Below are 17285 nucleotides of genomic sequence, written 5' to 3'. Positions count from 1 at the left end.
TCATCGCGCGAAATCGAGCGCGGGCGCGTACGGCGCACCGCGGTCGCTTTCGCCGCGGCGCACGACCCAGCGCTCGGCCGGCACGCCGGCGACGGCCGCCGCCGCATTCGGCGCGCGCACCGCGACAAAGGTTGCGTCGCAGCCGACCGCGAGCCCGTAGTGTGCGCGGCCGATGGCGCGTGCGCCCGCGTGCGTCGCCATGTCGAGCGCGATGCGCAGCGCGTCGTCGGTATAGAAGCCCGACCGATAGCCGATCAGCATCGCGCGCTGCAGCATGTCGCCGTTGCCGTACGGCCACCACGCGTCGCGAATGTTGTCGTTGCCCGCGAACACGTGCACGCCCGCATCGCGCAACGCCAGCACCGGCGGAAACGCGCAGTCGCCGGGCGCGTTCGTCATGATCGACACGCCGGCGTCGGCCAGCGCGGCCGCGGTGCGCGCGACGACGTCGGCGCCGACCTGGCCGAGCGCATACGCGTGGCTCACGTTCACGCGCCCGCCGAGGCCGGCCGCACGCGTGCGCGCCGCGATCCGCAGCAGTTGTGCGATGCCGGTGTCGCCCGGCTCGTGCAGATGAATATCGATCTTCACGCCGCGCTTCTCGGCGATGCCGAACACGATGTCGAGTTGGCCGTCCGCATCGCCGTCGAGCGTCGTCGGATCGATGCCGCCGACGACGTCCGCGCCTTCGCGCACGGCCGCGTCGAGCATCTCGGCCGTGCCCGCGCACGACACGACGCCGGCCTGCGGAAACGCGACGAGCTCGATGTCGACGATGCCGCGCCACCGTTCGCGCGCGGCCATCACCGCGTGCAGGTTCGCGAGGCCCGTCGTCGCGTCGACGTCGACATGGCTGCGCATCGCGACCGTGCCGAATGCGGCGGCCTGCGCGATCAGTGCATGCGCGCGCTCGGAGATCGGCGGCGCGGCGGCGAGCTGACGCTTCTCGACTGCGAGCCGCTCGCGCAGCGAGTCGACCGGTTCGTGCGGCACCCAGCGGTCGCCGACGAAGCTTTTGTCCAGATGAATGTGGCCGTCGACGAAGCCGGGCAATACGACACGGCCATCGAGATCGATCGTTTCCGTGCCGGGCGCGGCGCCGCAGTCGCGGCCGATTGCGACGAAACGGCCGTCGCGCACGAGCAGTTCGAGGGGCTGGCCGTCGGCGTCGACGGCATGGGTGAAGAGGCGGTCGGTCATCGTTCGTGATAGGGCGAAGGTCGCGGCGCGACGCCGGGGCGAACGGCAAACGTCGGACCGGTGCGGCGCGACCGTGAATGGGGTGCGGCCACGATAGCGGACCGCGCGCCGCGAGGCCAATTAAATGTCACGATGCCGCGCATTCGATTTCGCGATGCATGGGCGAGGGCGCGCATGCGGCCGGCGGGGCCCGCAGCCCGCGCGTGGAGCGACGCCGCAACAGACTTTACACGTTGTTACCCGGCCGCACCGGACGCGCATCGGGCCATTCCTTATACTCACGCCCAGTTCGCCTCCGTCCCGGAATCCGTCGGCGAACACGTTGCCGATTCAGGAAACCCCATGATGCGCCTGCCTTCCAAGAAGACCGTCCTGTTTGCGTCGCTCGTCGCCGTCGCGGCGCTTCCGCTGACCGCGTGCGTCGCGCCCGGCTACGGTCCGTACGGTGCGCAGCCCGGCTACCCGCAGCAGCAGCAATATGCGACGCCCGGCTATGCGCAACCCGCTTACACGCAACCGGGCTACGTGCAGCCCGCGTATCCGAACCAGCCGTACGACTCGCAGCAGCAGTACGGGTCGCAGCCGTACGGGAACCAGTACGGCAATCAGTACGGGAACCAGTATGGCGGCCAGTACCAGAACGGCTACGGCACGCAGTACGGGACCGTTGCGAACATCCGTCCGATCAACAGCGCGGTCGGCCCGTCCGGCGTCGCGGGCACCGTGGTCGGCGCGCTGATCGGCGGCGTGCTCGGCAATCAGATCGGCCGCGGTCACGGCCGCGATGCGGCCACCGTGATCGGCGCGCTCGGCGGCGCCGTTGCGGGCAATCAGATCGGTCAGCAGATGGGCGCGCAGCAGGCGCCGAGCGGCTATCGGATCGACGTGCAGGTCAGCGACGGTTCGATGCGCTCGTTCGACGTACAGTCGCCGGGCGACCTGCGCCCCGGCGATCGCGTACAGATCAACGGCAGCCAGCTGTCGCGCTACTGATGTCCCGATCGCGTGCGACCGGTCTGCCGATCGGTTGCGTGCGCAACGATGAATCTTCACGGCCGTGCCGCAACCCGGCACGGTCGCTTGCGCGCTTCGCGGGCATCGGTCGCCGTTGAGGCATCGAGGCGCGCGACATGCGGCACGCAATACGCAACACGCATAAGCCGCTTTCACATCGGCATCGTTCACGCCACGCATCGCCGAACCATGGCGCGCGCCACGCCGCCGTCCGAACCGCCCTCCCGCACCGTCTCCATCGCCAAGCCGCATCGAAATCGCGCAACGTCTCAGCATGCGCGTGCGTTTTCGCTTAGCATCGACATTCGCTGCCGCACATCGGCCAGCGCCCCCCGACATTCGAAGCGCTTGCGCGCATACCGACCGATGATCACGATCCGCCTGCTCGACGCCGCCGACGCGGCCCCGTTCCAGTCGCTGCGCCTTGCCGCGATCCGCACGTCGCCGACGTCCTTCCTGCCGACCGAAGACGAAGTCGCGGCCGTGCCGGTCGAAACCTTCGCGACGCAAATCACGCCGACGCACACGCAAGCCGTGTTCGGCGCGTTCGACGGCGAGACGCTGATCGGCAGCACGGGCGTGCGACGCGACGCGCACGCGAAGGTCGCGCACAAGGCGACGATCTGGGGCGTGTATGTCGACGCCGCGTATCGCGGCCGCGGCATCGCACAGTCGTTGCTCGAACACGCGATCGGGCATGCCGAACACGCGTGGCAATGCGCGCAACTGATGCTGTGCGTGAATGAATTCAACGCGACCGCGGAACGGCTCTATGCGTCGCTCGGTTTCGAGCGGTTCGGCACCGAGCCGCGCTCTCTGTGCGTCGACGGTCGGTTCTACGACGAGCACCACATGGTGAAGCGGCTCGCATGATCGGCGCCAGCGGCGCGCAGCGCGAGATCGCGCGCGCCGCTTCTTGCTGCCACGATCAACGCGAATCGGTGATCGTCGTGTTGACCGTCTGCCCGGTAATCACGACGTTGCGCAGCGTCATCCCGCTCACGTTGAACGCATAGATCGGCCCCGGCGACGTGACGGTCGGCGTGCCCGATGCGACCGGCGTGCCGAAATCGCAGTTGCTGATCGTTACGCCGGCGATCGGTTGCACGGTCGGGGCGGGCGACGCGCCGTTGTAGTCGAACGCGACCGGCCCCTGCGCGACGATCGCCTGAAAGCACGATGCGGTCACGCCGTTCAGCGTCACGTTGCGCGCGGTCACGTCGGCGATCGTCACGTTCTGCACGACCGGCGCCCGCGTGCGCACCGCGTCGTTCGCCGGTTGATAGTCGCAGTCGAACGTGACGATCCCGCCTTGCGCGGCCGACGGATTGCCGGCGGCCGGCGTCACGACGCCGAGCGGCACGCTCGCATTGATCGGGCTGCCCGCGAGCAGCGCGCTGCCGTAGCCGCCGCCCTTCAGCGTGACGCCGTTCGGCAGCGACACGCCCTTCACGTGAAAGTCCTTCACGTAGCCGCCGCGATTCATGTTCGTCTTCACGCGAATCGCGATGTTCAGCGGATTGGTCTGCCAGTTCGCGTTCAGCATCGACAGGTTCGTCGCGTAGATCTGCTCGACGCCGCCGCCCATCTCGCTGCCGAGCGTGATCCCGCCGTGACCGCTGTTCATCGTGCAGTTGCGCACCAGATGCCGCTTCGCCGGCCCGTACTCGGTGTCGCGGTTCTTGCCGGACTTGATCGCGATGCAGTCGTCGCCGGTGTTGAACGTGCAGTCCTCGCAGAGCACGTCGGTGCATGCGTCCGGATCGAAGCCGTCGTTGTTCGGGCCGATGCTGTTGGTCGTCACGCCGCGGATCACGACGTTGCGGCACGCGGTCGGATGGTGCTGCCAGAACGGCGTGTTCTGCGTCTGGTAGTTCTCCATCAGCACGTTCGTGCAGCCGATGAATTCGACCATGCACGGCCGCAGATAATGACCGAGCCCGAAGATGCGCTTGTCGACCGGCACGCCGGCTTCCGAGAGCGCGGGCAGATAGTTCTGGTCCTGCTGCCACGGCGTGACGGGCGACGTCAGCATCGCGTACAGCGCATCGGAGATGCCGGGCGCGACGATCCGCAGATCGAGGTTGTTCGGATTCGGATACGCCTGGCTCGGCACCGACGACGCCGCGCCGTACGCGCCCGACGAGCCCTTGTACGTCCACCAGCACACGCTGTCGTTGCCGCTGCCGGCAAACGGCGTCATCGCCTGCCCGTTCAGCACCGACGTCGGCCCTTCGCCGGTCAGCGCGATGTTCACGGCGTTGCGCGCGTACACGGGCGCGCCGTAGTTCAGGCAGTCGTTCGCCTGCCAGCGGCTGTAGTACAGCCGACCGTTCGCGCCGCAGTCGACGGGGCCGTCCTTCGCGCAGTCGGCCGGGTTCGGGCTGAAATAGATCGTGCAGTTTGCGCTCAGATGGAAGTTCACGTTGCTCTGCAGCACGATCGGACCCGCGCAATACCAGTTGCCGGGCGGCACGACGACGCGGCCGCCGCCTTCGCGCACGCACGCGTCGATCGCGGCGAGAAACGCCGGACGCGAGTCGAAGGCGCCGGGCGCCGTCGTCCGGTCGGCACCGGGGCTCACCGGCGATTTCGCGACGTTCGTGTACGGCGACGTTTGCGGGACCGTCGCGCACGGACGCGCGCCGTAATGCGTGACGTCGAAGTCGCGCGCGCGGAATGCAAGCCGCGACACGTGCGCGAGCGACGCGGCGATCCGGGCGGCCGCGCCGTGCTCGCCCCAGATCAGGTCGACCGCGGACGACGCGGGCAGGTTGCCGGCCCAGGCGCGCGTGGCCGCGAGCGGGCCGCCGAGCACCGTGCCGCCGGCCAGTGCGCCGGTCCAGCCGAGGAAGGCGCGGCGCGACAGGCGCTTTAGCGAGCGCGAACGAACGGACGAAGACGGACGGCGGCGGGCAGCGGCCATGGACACTCCTTCAAGTCGATAGAGGGCGGGCGACGCGCCGGGCGGGCACGCCGATTATTCATACGTCGTCGTACTACTTGAAGCAGTCTAGTCGCGAATAGCGCGTTCGATGTATTTGTCGTTTACCCTGCTTATCTCCGGATTTCTGTCTAATGTGTGCGCCGACTCACGTTGGCAGTTTCCGTCGCGTTGACATACGTTGTCGTATGTTTATGCGCACAAACTGTCGCCCGCGGCGCGCGCCGCGTCTTCTCCGCCCCCGTGATTCCGCCCCCTGTTCAGCGGCCCGCCGCGCGCGCTATCGTGTCTGCTCCTTCACAACCAGGAGCCGCACTTGTCTTCCCGCCACGGAGTCGACCTCACCCGCGCCCGCGCGCTGTTCGACCGCGAGCGTCGCGCGTTCACCGAAGCCATGCCGATTTCCCGCGCGCTGTCCGCGGAAGCGGCGGAGCATCTGCTTTTCGGCGTGCCGTTGCACTGGATGCAGGATTGGTCGACACCGTTTTCGCTGTACGTGAAGGAGGCGCGCGGCGCGACGTTTACCGACGTCGACGGGCACCGCTACGTCGACTTCTGTCTCGGCGATACGGGCGCGATGTTCGGCCATGCGCCCGAGCCGGTCGCCCGCGCGCTCGCCGAGCAGGCGACACGCGGCTACACGACGATGCTGCCGAGCGAGGATGCCGCGTGGGTGTCGCGCGAGCTCGCGCGCCGGTTCCGCCTGCCGTTCTGGCAGTTCGCGCTGAGCGCGAGCGACGCGAACCGCTTCGTGCTGCGCTGGGCGCGCGCCGCGACGGGTCGCAACACGATCGTCGTGTTCAACGGCTGCTATCACGGCACCGTCGACGACGTCTTCGTCGATCTCGTCGACGGCCGCCCGGTGCAGCGCGACAGCCTGCTCGGGCAATCGTACGACCTGCTCGCGAACACGCGTGTCGTCGAATTCAACGATCTGGACGCGCTCGAAGCAGCGCTGAAGCACGACGACGTCGCGTGCGTGATCGCGGAACCCGCGATGACGAACATCGGCATGGTGCTGCCCGAGCCCGGCTTCTGGCGCGAGGCGCGCGCGCTCACGCGCCGCCACGGCACGCTGCTCGTGATCGACGAAACGCACACGATCAGCAGCGGCCCCGGCGGCTACGCGGTCGCGCACGATCTCGAGCCCGACGTGCTCGTGGTCGGCAAGCCGATCGCGGGCGGCGTGCCGTGCGCGGTGTACGGATTCAGCGCCGAATTCGCCGAACGCGCGAAGCAGGCGAAGCTGAACGCGCCGCCCGGCCATTCGGGCATAGGCACGACGCTGACGGCGAACATGCTCGCAATGCATGCGATGCGCGCGACGCTCGCCGAAGTCGCGACCGACGCCGCGTATGCGCACATGTTCGAACTCGCCGCGCGCCTCGCGGCAGGGCTCGAGCAGACGATCGCGAAACACGCGCTGCCGTGGTGCGTGACGCGCATCGGCGCGCGCACCGAGTTTCAGTTCGCGCCGGCACCGCCGCGCAACGGTACGCTCGCCGGCGCGCAGCTCGACAGCGAGCTCGAGCACATCGTGCATCTCTACCTGTTGAACCGCGGCGTGCTGATCACGCCGTTCCACAACATGATGCTCGTGTGCCCGCAGACGACGGCCGACGACGTCGACCGGCTCGTCGCCGCGTTCGACGCGTGCCTGAGCGAGCTGACCTGAGCGCTCGAACCGCGCGACGACACGCGCGGCCGGTCCGTCGTCGGTCACCGGATTGCGCGACAGCCGGACCGCTGGACCGCCGCGCGCATCGCTCACACACTCAGCGACAACTAAAGCTCGCCGCCGAATTGAGATCGCCCGAGCCGTTATAGCGCGCGACCTGCGGATACGGACACAGCGGCCGCGACCGCCCCGTGCCCCACGATGCGGGCACCTCCGCATTCGGCACCGGATTCGCCGCATCGCGCGCGGCCGCGACGATCGCACCGGGCGCCTGCCCCTGCTCGACCCACGCGACGAGCGGCGTCAGCATGTCGAACTGGTCGGTCGCCGGCCCGCCCGAGCAATGGTTCATCGCCGGCACCGGATAGAAGCGCGCGAAATCCGAAGCATCGCCGCCGTTCGCCTGCGCGAGCCGCGCATACCAGTCGCGCGTGTCGTTGAACGAGAACACGGGATCGCCGGTGCCGTGATACACGAGCAGCTTCGCACCGCGCTGCTTCAGCGCGCCGAGGTTCGTTTCGTCGGGCGGCGTCATGAACGACCATGCCGATTGCGTGTACGCGCCGCTCGTCGCGAAAATCGCCGGCGCATCGTTGTCCATGTCGAAGCCGAGCGCGAAACCGGCCAGGTTGGCGAGCGTCGACGCGGGCTTCGGCGGCGTCATGAACGTGAACGCCATCGCGGCCGGATCGAGCGCGATCGAGTTCGACTGCTTCCACGCGGCCCAGCCGCTGCCGGCCACGCCCGGATCGTACGGAAAGCTCGCGTAGAGTGCGGCGCCCGCGCTGTTGCGCGCACCGGCGAACACGTTCGCGAGCGCGGTCTTCTGTGCGGGCGTCAGACACGCACCGGTGCGCGTACCGTTCGCGCAGTCCGGTATGTCGGTGTCGAGGCTGAAGTGCGCCTGGCACGCGGCGACGTCCTGCACGATCCCGTCGGCCGCGCCGTCGAGCGCGTCGCATTTGGCGAGAATCGCCGCGCCGACGAAGCGGCGCTCCGCATCGTTGAATCCGCTGCGGATATCCGGCAGCCCGTTCGCGCCCGTCGCCGACGCGATCTTCGCGAACTGCTGCGCGCCGTACATCTCGCCGATCGCCGCCTTCGGCAGATGGAAGCCGGGATCGCCGGCGATGATCCCGTCGTAGTCGGCTGCGTTGCGCACGGCCGTGACCATCGCGTGACGGCCGCCGTTCGAACAGCCGCCGAAATAGCTGCGGTCCGGCGCCTTCCCGTATGCGATGCGGATCACCTGCTTCGCCATCGGCGTCAGCGCATCGACGGCGCCGTAGCCGTAATCGATACGCGCCTGCGGATCGACGCCGAACAGCGGATTCTGCGCGGCGCTGTGCCCGGAATCCGAGCTGATCACCGCGAAGCCCATCGCGAGCGCATCGGTCAGCGGGCCGCCGCCGCCGATTTCGCCGGTCGCGCTCACGACGTTGCCGTCGAGTCCGCCGTTCGCCTGATAGAAGAAACGGCCGTTCCAGGCCTTCGGCAGCCGCATCTCGAAGCCGATCGCATAGGTGTTGCCGTCGACCGCGCTCACGCGCTCGTTCATCTTGCCGACGATCACGCAGTGCTCGGGGACGGGCTTGCCGGCGACGGTCAGCGCGCCGGCCGCCGCGGTCGTCACCGACGCGAACGACGTGTTCGCGTACGCGAGCTTCGCGGCGAGCGCGTCGCAGGTCTGCGTCATCGCGGCCGGCGTCGCGGCGCTCAGATGCGTCGGTGCGGACGTCACCGAATCGTCGCCGCCGCACGCGGCGAGCAGTGCGGCCGACAGCGCCGCCGCGCACAGCAGTTTGCGGTTGATCATGTTGTCCTCGCGCGCTCGTCGAATCAGAACAGATGCTTGACGCCGACCATCGCGCCGAGCTGCCCCATCCCTTCGCCCGGCGTCGTGCCGGGGCCGCCGCCGCTGACCGCGTAGCGCGCATGCGCGCTGTTCCACAGATATGAAGTCTGCGCATAGACGGACGTGCGCTTCGTCAGCAGATACGTCGTGCGCAGCGTCGCCATCGTCGCGCGCGTGTCGTGCGCGCTGTTGACGATCCGGTAGCCTTCGCCGTCGACGATCAGATACGGCTTCACCGTGTACGACGCACCGACGAAGAACAGATCGGAATGCGCACCGGCCGCGGCCGGCGAACCGGTCGACACGCGGCGCCCGATCCAGCCCGCGCCGACGCGTGCGCCGCCGGCTTGCGCATACGCGCTCAGATGCACGCGCGCGTCCTTGCCCGCGCTGCTCGTGAAGGCGACCGGCGCGACGCCGTCGAAGAAGTTCGCGGCCGCACCGGTCCCGCCGCGCTGCTCTTCGTACGAGGCCGCCGCACCGAAATACGCGCTGTCGTACTTCAGCATCGCCGACCAGTTCCGGCATTCGACCGCATGGCCCGGCACCTGCCCCGCGCACGTGCCCTGCCCCGGCGAGTTGCCGGTGCCCGCGCCGTCGCGGCCGAACGAATACGCGGCGCCGAGCGTCACGCCGCGATAGGTGCCGATGTAGGTGACCGCGTTGTCGGCGCGGCCGTTCGGCACATACGCGTCGAGCGAGCCGAGGCCGTAGATGTCGGGGCCGATGATGTCGGCACCTTGCAGCGCGAGATACGTCATCGTGTACTGGCGGCCGAACGCGAGCGTGCCGAAGCCGCCCTTCAGGCCGACGAACGCCTGCCGGCCGAACAGCCGGCCGCCCTGCCCGAGATCGCCGCCGCGCACGTTGAAGCCGCTTTCGAGCACGAACACCGCCTGATAGCCGCCGCCGAGATCCTCGTTGCCGCGAATGCCCCAGCGCGACGGCATCTCGCCCGTCACCGCGGGCATCCGCACGACGTGATCGCCGGCCGCGTTCGCGTGCGTGACGAATTCGACGCCCGTGTCGACGATTCCGTACAGCGTCACGCTCGATTGCGCATGCGCGCCGGTCGCGGCGAGCGCGCATGCGCCGGCCGCCAGCAAGGCTTTGGTGTGCTTCATGATGAGTGTCTCCAGACCTGCGTCGATGTCGCGCTCTGACGGCGCGTCGGGTTGAAAGAAGGAACTCAGTCCTGCGCGTGCGGCCGGCGGATCAGCAGCAGCGCGGCGATCGCGGCGACGAGCGTGACGGGGATGCTCGCGCCGATCACGACCGACGCGCTGCGGCCCATCGCGAGCAGTTCGGCGGCGGCGAGCGGCCCGACGACCGAGCCGAGCCGCCCGACGGCCACCGCGGAGCCCACGCCGGTGCCGCGCATCGCGGTCGGGTAGTAGATCGCGGCGAGCGCATACAGCACCGACTGGCCGCCGACGACGAACATCCCGGCCGAGAACGCGGCGACGGACAGCCACATGAGCCCCGGCGCGATCGCGAGCGCGGCAAGCGACAGCACGATCCCCGCATACATGCCGCCGACGACGCGCGCGGGCCGCATCCGGTCCATCGACATGCCGATGCCGAGCACGCCGAGGCCGCTGCCGATGTTGAAGAAGATCTGCACGATGCCGGCCTGGCCGCGCGCGAGCCCTTTCGCGGCCATCAGCGACGGCAGCCAGTTCAGCAGGAAATACAGCACGATCAGCGTGCAGAAGTAGCTGATCCACAGTGCGAGCGTCGAGCCGGTGCGGCCGCCGCCGAACAGCGTGTCGCGCACGCCGGCGCGCGCGGCGCCCGACGCGCTGACGTCGAGAAACGCGCGCGACTCGGGCAGCAGCGCGATCAACAGCGGCGCGAGCAGCAGCGGCCCGACGCCGCCGACGTAGAAGATGTGACGCCACTCGGTGTCGCCCGCGAGCAGCACGCCGATCAGCGACGCGATCACGCCGCCGAACGGAATCCCGCAGTACATGACGGCGACCGCGCTGCTGCGCGAGCGCGCGCCGACCGCCTCGGACGACAGCGCGATCAGGTTCGGCATCGCGCCGCCGAGGCCGAGCCCCGTGAGCGCACGCACGACGACGAGCATCGCGAAGCTCGATACCTGCGCGGTCGCGATCGACAGCAGCCCGAACAGGCATACCGACGCGATCAACACCTGTTTGCGGCCGATCCGGTCCGCGAGCCAGCCGCCGAGCATCGCGCCCGGCAGCAGCCCGAACGTGCCCGCGCTGAATGCAATGCCCATCTGCGAAACGGTCAGCCCGAATTCATGCGCCATGCGCGGCGCGGCGACGCCGACCGACTGCAGGTCGAGCCCCTCGAGCAGCGCGATCGCGAAACACAGACCGAGCGTCGTCGCGACGGCCGGCCTCTCGGCAACGGAAGTGTCCATGTCGTCTCCAAACCTGGACCCGCACGCGATGCGACCGCACCTGCGCGAGGGCTTTGTCGTAACCGGATCATGATCGGCTTTATCAGGCTGCCTGATTCTATGTCCGAAATAAAATCCGCGCGGCGTGCTGACGTGCGGACCGTCGTTCCATCGAAGGACGCGACGATTTAATAACAGGTAACCTGATATTTCAAGTACGAAACGGGCCGGTGTTAACCCGCAACGCGCGCGGAAACGGGCCGACCGGGCCGTGGGGAAGCCGACGAAACGGTCGTGCTCAGTCGCGCAGATTGCGCACGAACAGCTCGAGCGTGCGCTGGACCTGCGCGACGTCGTCGGCGGTCAGGTCGTCGCCGAGCATGCGGCGCTCGAGCGGGCGCAGCACCTGTTCGCATTCGCGCAGGATCGCCGAGCCTTCGTCGGTCAGGCGCAGCAGGATCACGCGGCCGTGGCTCGGGTCGGCCTCGCGCGTGACGAAGCCGCGCGCGGCCATCGCGCTCATCACCTCGTTCGCCGATTGCGGCGTGATGAACGAGCGCACCGCGAGCTGCGCGTTCGACAGCGCACCGCGCGCCTCGAGCACCGACAGCGCCGTGTACTGCGCGAGCGTCACGCCGAGCGGCGCGAGCGCGTCGCTCATCTGACGCCGCAGCAGGCGGTCGAGATTGCCGATCAGGTAGGTCAGCCGCTGCTGCGTGCGCACGCGCGGCCGGGCTTCGGTGACGCGGGCGGCGCGCTTCGCGCCGGCCGGTTTGGCGGGGGTCGAACTCATGAACGTGTCGGAATCGATATCGCGGGCCATCTTACCTCACGCGCTGCGCGTGCCGACAGCGGTCGTGCCGGGCGTTGCGTCGCCGCGCGTCGGGCAGCGGCATGCGCTGCGCGACGCTGTATACAGCACGCCTCCAATCGGCGCCATTCCTTCGTGGTTTACCCGTGAATTCGCGCGATTCCACTTGATTTCGTCTCGGCGATGTATACATTCTTATCAAGCAACCTGATAATCCATCACGCCGCGATCGCTCGCGGCGCGCACGTTTTCCGCTACCGATGACGACCGTCGACACGCCCGCTTCCGACACGCGCCCTGCCGCGTCCCCGTCCCAGACCGTCCGCGCGCTGCTCGGGCTGCGCGAACTCATCGTCGGCGGCGAACTCGGCCCCGGCGAGCGCATCTCCGAGCTGTGGGTCGTCGAGCGGCTCGGCGTGTCGCGCACACCGGTGCGCGCGGCGCTGATCCGGCTGCAGGAAGAAGGGCTGATCGAGCCGATCGCGACCGGCGGCTTTGCGGTACGTGCGTTTTCCGCGCGCGAGATCGGCGACGCGATCGAGCTGCGCGGCACGCTCGAAGGGCTGGCCGCGCGTTTCGCGGCCGAGCGCGGCGTGCCGGCGTCGACATTGCGCAGCCTGCATGCGTGCGCGGACGAAATCGACGGACTGCTGGCCGGCCCGCTGACCGACGAAACCTTCTCGCGCTACGTCGACGCGAACGCGCGCTTTCACCGCCTGCTCGCCGGCGCGGCGGGCAGCGACGTCGTCGCGCGGCAGATCGACAAGGTCGCGACGCTGCCGTTCGCGTCGGCGAGCGCGTTCGTCGTCGTGCAGTCGCTCGATCCGCGTGCACGCGAAACGCTCGTCGTCGCGCAGGCGCAGCATCGCGCGGTGCTCGATGCGATCGCGCGCCGCCAGGGCGCGCGGGCCGAAGCGCTGATGCGCGAGCACGCGCAGATCGCGCACGACAACCTGCGGCGCGTGCTCGACAACCAGCGGGCGATGACGAAGCTCGCGGGCGGCAACCTGATCCGTCGCGACGCCGGCTGAGCGGCGCGCGGCATTTTCTCGTGCGGCGCGCGACGCGCCGCTTTTCCGAAGACGAACATGGCGTGCAAGCACGCCCTGGAGGAGACGCATGTTCCTGAAAAACGCCTGGTATGTCGCGTGTACGCCCGACGAATTCGCGAGCAAGCCGCTCGGCCGGCAGATCTGCGGCGAGCGCATGGTGTTCTTTCGCGACGGCGCGGGCACGGTCGCCGCGCTCGAGGATTTCTGCCCGCATCGCGGCGCGCCGCTGTCGCTCGGCACCGTGCGCGACGGCCATCTCGTCTGCGGCTATCACGGGTTGACGATGGGCGCGGACGGCAAGTGCACGAGCATGCCGTGCCAGCGCGTCGGCGGCATTCCGGCGATCCGCCGCTATCCGGCCGTCGAGCGCTACGGCTTCGTGTGGGTGTGGCCGGGCGATCCCGCGCAGGCCGACCCGGCGACGATCCACGCGCTGCACTGGGCCGACGATCCGGGCTGGGCATACGGCGGCGGCCTCTATCACATCGACTGCGACTACCGGCTGATGATCGACAACCTGATGGATCTCACGCACGAGACCTACGTGCATGCGTCGAGCATCGGGCAGCCGGAGATCGAGGAAGCGCCGCCGACGACGAAGGTCGACGGCGACACGGTCACGACGAGCCGCTTCATGGAAGGCATCGTGCCGCCGCCGTTCTGGGCCGCCGCGTTGCGCGGCAACGGGCTTGCCGACGACGTGCGCTGCGATCGCTGGCAGATCTGCCACTTCACGCCGCCGAGCCACGTGATGATCGAGGTCGGTGTCGCGCATGCGGGCAAAGGCGGCTATCACGCCGACCCGCGCGACAAGGTGTCGAGCATCGTCGTCGACTTCATCACGCCGGAGACCGAGACCTCGATCTGGTACTTCTGGGGGATGGCGCGCAGCTTCGCGGTCGACGATCGCGCGTTGACCGACACGATCCGCAAAGGCCAGGGCGCGATCTTCGCCGAGGATCTGGACATGCTCGAAGCGCAGCAGCGCAACCTGCTGCGCTGGCCGGACCGGCCGCTGCTGAAACTGAACATCGATGCGGGCGGCGTGCAGTCGCGCCGCGTGCTCGACCGGCTGATCGAACAGGAGCGCGCCGCCGCGCTGTCGTGCTGACCCTCGCGCCGCGTCCGCGCGCACGCGCGGCGCGGCGCCCTCATTGACCGTTGCCATGAAAGTCACGCTTCTCCGCAAGCTTCCCGTCGCGACCGACATCTGCATGTTCGAACTCGGGCCGGCCGACGGCGCCGCGCTGCCGCCGTTTACGGCCGGCGCGCATATCGACGTCCATCTCGGCGGACTCGTTCGCCAGTATTCGCTGTGCAACAGCCCGTCGGAGGCGGGCGTCTACCGGCTCGGCGTGCTGCGCGAGCGCGAATCGCGCGGCGGCTCGGTCGCGATGCATGCGTGCGAGCCCGGCACGACGCTCGAGATCGGCGAGCCGCGCAATCACTTCCCGCTCGATCCGCATGCCGCGCACAGCGTGCTGCTCGCCGGCGGCATCGGCATCACGCCGCTGCTCAGCATGGCGCTGCATCTGGCCGAGACCGCGCGATCGTTCGAACTGCATTACTGCGCGCGCGAACCGGCACGCGCGGCGTTCGTCGACCGGCTCGATACGCCGCCGCTGAACGCGCGCACGCGGCTGTGGTTCGACGATGCACCTGCCGGGCAGCGCATCGATTTCGCGCAGGTACTCGGCAAGCCCGATGCGCACACGCATCTGTACGTGTGCGGGCCGGCCGGGTTCATCGCGGCGGTGCTCGGCGCGGCGGCGCAGGCCGGGTGGGATCCGGCGAACGTGCATCGGGAGTACTTTGGTGCTGCCGGCGTAGGTGCTACCGGCGTAGGTGCTACCGGCGTAGGCGCTGCCGGCGTACGCGCGGTCGGCGTAGGCGCGGCCGGCTTAAGTGCGGCCGGCTTAAGTGCGGCCGGCGAAAGCGAAACATCGGCAGCAGCAACAGCCGATGGTCCGTTCCAGGTATCGCTCGCGCAATCGGGCCGCGTCGTCGACGTGCCGGCCGGTACGACGATCGTCGAAGCGCTGCGCGGCTGCGGGATCGAGGTGCCCGTGTCGTGCGAGCAAGGCGTCTGCGGCACGTGCCTCACGCGCGTGCTGTCCGGCACGCCCGATCATCGCGACGTCTACCTGACCGACGACGAACGCGCGGCCAACGATCAGATGCTGCCGTGCTGTTCGCGCGCGCTCACGCCGATGCTCGTGCTCGATCTCTGAGAGGGCCGCGCGGCGCAAGCCGCGCAGGCCGAAGTGCAGCCGCTACGTTTCGCGGCAAACGCCGCGCGCCGACGCCGCGCGTTGCATGCATGGCGACATGCAATGCAGTGCGCAGCGCGCACCGCGCAACGGCATCGGCGCGCATGCGGCCTCAGCCGTGTCGCGCGATGCGCTCGACGTCGGCGAAGATCAGTCCCGCTTCCGCATCGTCGCGCGCATCGGCCGCATACATGGCCTCGACCAGCGCCGCCCGATGCGCGAGCACCGCGCGCTGATTGATCGAGCCCTTGTCGGTCACTTCGCCGAGATCGAGCGACGGCGGTTCGTCGAGAATCCGCAGCCGCGTGATGAGCGTCGCGCTGCCGGTCGCGTCGCGGTTCAGCCGCGCGAGCAACTCGGCGAAGAACGCGCGCACGGCCGGCGCGCGCAGCACCGCACGCAGGTCGGCATCGGGCGCGGCGCCCGCGAGACGGCGGCAGTCGTCGATGCGCGGAAAGATCATCACGCCCACATCGTCGCGGTTCATCCCCGTCACGACCGCGTCCTGCACATACGGCGCGCCGTTCGAAATGATGCGCGCGCGCATCGGCCCGACGCTGACGAACGTACCCGACGACAGCTTGAAATCCTCCGCGATGCGGCCGTCGAACATCAGCCCGATCTCGGGCCGCTGCGGATCGACGAAGCGCACCGCATCGCCGCTGCGGTAATAGCCCTCGTCGTCGAACACGTCGCGCGCGTCCGCGTCGTTCGCGCGCCAGTAGCCGGCCATCACGTTCGGCCCGCGAAAGCGCGCCTCGAGCTTGCCGTCGACGGGCACGAGCTTCGCGTCGCAGCCCGGCGCCGGCAGGCCGATGTAACCGGCCGCCGAGAACGGTCCGGTCGTGAACATGCACGACGGCGCGGCCTCGGTCATCCCGAGCCCCGCCATGATCCGGATACGCTCGCCGCAGTGCGCGAGCGTCACGCGCTCGAGGCGATCCCATGCGGCCTGCGACAGCCCCGCGCCGGCGAAGAAATAGAGCTTCACGCGCGAAAAGAACGTGCGGCGCAGCGCGGCGTCCGTTTCGAGCGCGGCGGTCAGTTCTTCCCAGCCCTTCGGCACGTTGAAGTAGACGGTCGGCGCGATCTCGCGCAGGTTGCGCAGCGTCTCGTCGAACTTGCCCGCGACCGGCTTGCCGTCGTCGATGTAGAGCGTGCCGCCGTTGTAGAGCGCGATCCCGACGTTGTGGCTGCCGCCGAACGTGTGATTCCACGGCAGCCAGTCGACCAGCACCGGCGGCTCGATGCCGAACTGCGGAAACGTTTCGAGCAGCATCTGCTGATTGCTGCACAACATCCGGTGCGTGGTCGGCACCGCCTTCGGCAGCCGCGTCGAACCCGACGTGAACAGGAATTTCGCGATCCGGTCGCCCGTCACCGCGTCGTGCGCCGCATCGACGTCGCGCGGCACCGTATCGAGCAGCGACGCGAAGCGCGTCGCGCCCGGCATGCCGTCGCGCGCCGACACGATCACGCGTTCGACGTCGGCCGGCACCGCTGCATCGAGCGCCGCGCGGTAGGCGTCGCCGTCGGACGCGAAGACGAGCCCCGGCGTCAGCACTGCGAGCGCGTGACGCAGCTTGCCGTAGTCGCTCGACACGAGCGAATACGCGGGCGACAGCGGCGCATACGGAATGCCGGCCCACATCGCGCCGAACGCGATCTGCAGATGCTCGAGATCGTTGCCGGACAGGATCGCGATCGGCCGCTCGACCGACAGGCCGCGATCGAGCAGCGTCTGGCCGATCGCGCGCGCGCGTTCGAGCATCTGCGCATACGTGATGCCGATCCACGCGCCGTCCGCGCCGCGCCTTGCGACGAGCCAGCGATCCGGATGCGCCTGCGCGCCGCTGACGAGCCGGTCGGTGAGCCGGCGCGGATACGCGCCGAGCGGCGTCGCCGCGCGCAGATACCAGCAGCCGTCGCGCTGCACGATCTCCGGCGGCGCCGTGCCGATCGCGACCGGCCGGTAGCCGGCGGGAACGGTCTGCGCGGCCGCGTCGCCGCGCGATTGGGTCGGGTCCGCTTCCAAGTGTTGTCTCCGTGCGGTTCCGGCGCGCGTGCGCCTGCGCTCGGCCGGAACG

13 protein-coding genes are annotated in these 17285 nt (G+C 69.3%); 6 read left to right on the top strand and 7 right to left on the bottom strand.

The window, feature by feature from the left end:
• Entirely contained in the window at positions 1 to 1200 is a 1200-nt protein-coding gene (locus ACSHSS_RS13210) for an amidohydrolase family protein (protein WP_261532468.1), read from the bottom strand.
• Between the two features lie 342 nt (positions 1201 to 1542).
• Between ACSHSS_RS13210 and ACSHSS_RS13205 the strand changes: the two genes are divergently transcribed.
• Positions 1543 to 2193 (top strand): outer membrane lipoprotein, encoded by a 651-nt coding sequence (locus tag ACSHSS_RS13205; protein WP_006397478.1) that lies wholly within the window; start codon positions 1543 to 1545, stop codon positions 2191 to 2193.
• Positions 2194 to 2580: 387 nt separating this feature from the next.
• A complete protein-coding gene (locus ACSHSS_RS13200) occupies positions 2581 to 3087 on the top strand; it encodes a GNAT family N-acetyltransferase (protein ID WP_261532469.1) in 507 nt (168 codons plus the stop codon).
• A 55-nt stretch (positions 3088 to 3142) separates the two neighbouring features.
• Here the strand turns inward: ACSHSS_RS13200 and ACSHSS_RS13195 are convergent, their stop codons facing one another.
• Positions 3143 to 5140, bottom strand: a complete 1998-nt coding sequence (locus ACSHSS_RS13195; protein WP_261532470.1) for a glycoside hydrolase family 28 protein — start codon at positions 5138 to 5140, stop codon at positions 3143 to 3145.
• Positions 5141 to 5474: 334 nt separating this feature from the next.
• Between ACSHSS_RS13195 and ACSHSS_RS13190 the strand changes: the two genes are divergently transcribed.
• Positions 5475 to 6833, top strand: a complete 1359-nt coding sequence (locus ACSHSS_RS13190) for an aspartate aminotransferase family protein (protein WP_261532471.1) — start codon at positions 5475 to 5477, stop codon at positions 6831 to 6833.
• 100 nt (positions 6834 to 6933) lie between these two features.
• On the opposite strand, the gene ACSHSS_RS13185 is transcribed toward ACSHSS_RS13190, so the two are convergent.
• From ACSHSS_RS13185 to ACSHSS_RS13170, 4 genes are all read right to left on the bottom strand, one after another.
• Positions 6934 to 8652, bottom strand: coding sequence for a tannase/feruloyl esterase family alpha/beta hydrolase (locus ACSHSS_RS13185; RefSeq protein WP_261532472.1), 1719 nt, complete (start codon positions 8650 to 8652; stop codon positions 6934 to 6936).
• Between the two features lie 23 nt (positions 8653 to 8675).
• Complete coding sequence (locus ACSHSS_RS13180; protein WP_006397484.1) at positions 8676 to 9815, bottom strand: porin; 1140 nt, start codon at positions 9813 to 9815, stop codon at positions 8676 to 8678.
• 65 nt (positions 9816 to 9880) lie between these two features.
• Positions 9881 to 11086 carry a 3-(3-hydroxy-phenyl)propionate transporter MhpT gene (gene mhpT, locus ACSHSS_RS13175; protein ID WP_261532473.1) on the bottom strand — a complete coding sequence of 402 codons (1206 nt, stop codon included), beginning with the start codon at positions 11084 to 11086 and terminating at the stop codon, positions 9881 to 9883.
• Positions 11087 to 11363: 277 nt separating this feature from the next.
• Entirely contained in the window at positions 11364 to 11858 is a 495-nt protein-coding gene (locus ACSHSS_RS13170) for a MarR family winged helix-turn-helix transcriptional regulator (protein ID WP_012468085.1), read from the bottom strand.
• 278 nt (positions 11859 to 12136) lie between these two features.
• Here ACSHSS_RS13170 and ACSHSS_RS13165 point away from each other — a divergent pair, with 278 nt between their 5' ends.
• The 3 genes from ACSHSS_RS13165 to ACSHSS_RS13155 all read left to right on the top strand — a co-directional run bounded on the left by ACSHSS_RS13165 (position 12137) and on the right by ACSHSS_RS13155 (position 15159).
• The gene (locus ACSHSS_RS13165) at positions 12137 to 12907 is read left to right on the top strand and encodes a GntR family transcriptional regulator (RefSeq protein WP_006407830.1); all 771 of its coding nucleotides are present in this window, start codon (positions 12137 to 12139) and stop codon (positions 12905 to 12907) included.
• Positions 12908 to 12995: 88 nt separating this feature from the next.
• On the top strand, positions 12996 to 14039 hold the full coding sequence (locus tag ACSHSS_RS13160) for an aromatic ring-hydroxylating dioxygenase subunit alpha (RefSeq protein WP_261532474.1): 1044 nt from the start codon (positions 12996 to 12998) through the stop codon (positions 14037 to 14039).
• A 55-nt stretch (positions 14040 to 14094) separates the two neighbouring features.
• Positions 14095 to 15159 carry a PDR/VanB family oxidoreductase gene (locus ACSHSS_RS13155; protein WP_261532475.1) on the top strand — a complete coding sequence of 355 codons (1065 nt, stop codon included), beginning with the start codon at positions 14095 to 14097 and terminating at the stop codon, positions 15157 to 15159.
• A gap of 151 nt (positions 15160 to 15310) precedes the next feature.
• On the opposite strand, the gene ACSHSS_RS13150 is transcribed toward ACSHSS_RS13155, so the two are convergent.
• Positions 15311 to 17233 carry a feruloyl-CoA synthase gene (locus tag ACSHSS_RS13150; RefSeq protein WP_261532476.1) on the bottom strand — a complete coding sequence of 641 codons (1923 nt, stop codon included), beginning with the start codon at positions 17231 to 17233 and terminating at the stop codon, positions 15311 to 15313.
• Between the last annotated feature and the right edge of the window lie 52 nt (positions 17234 to 17285).

This window comes from Burkholderia sp. BC1 (genome assembly GCF_052683555.1).
This window is presented reverse-complemented; position numbering and strand designations above follow the sequence as displayed.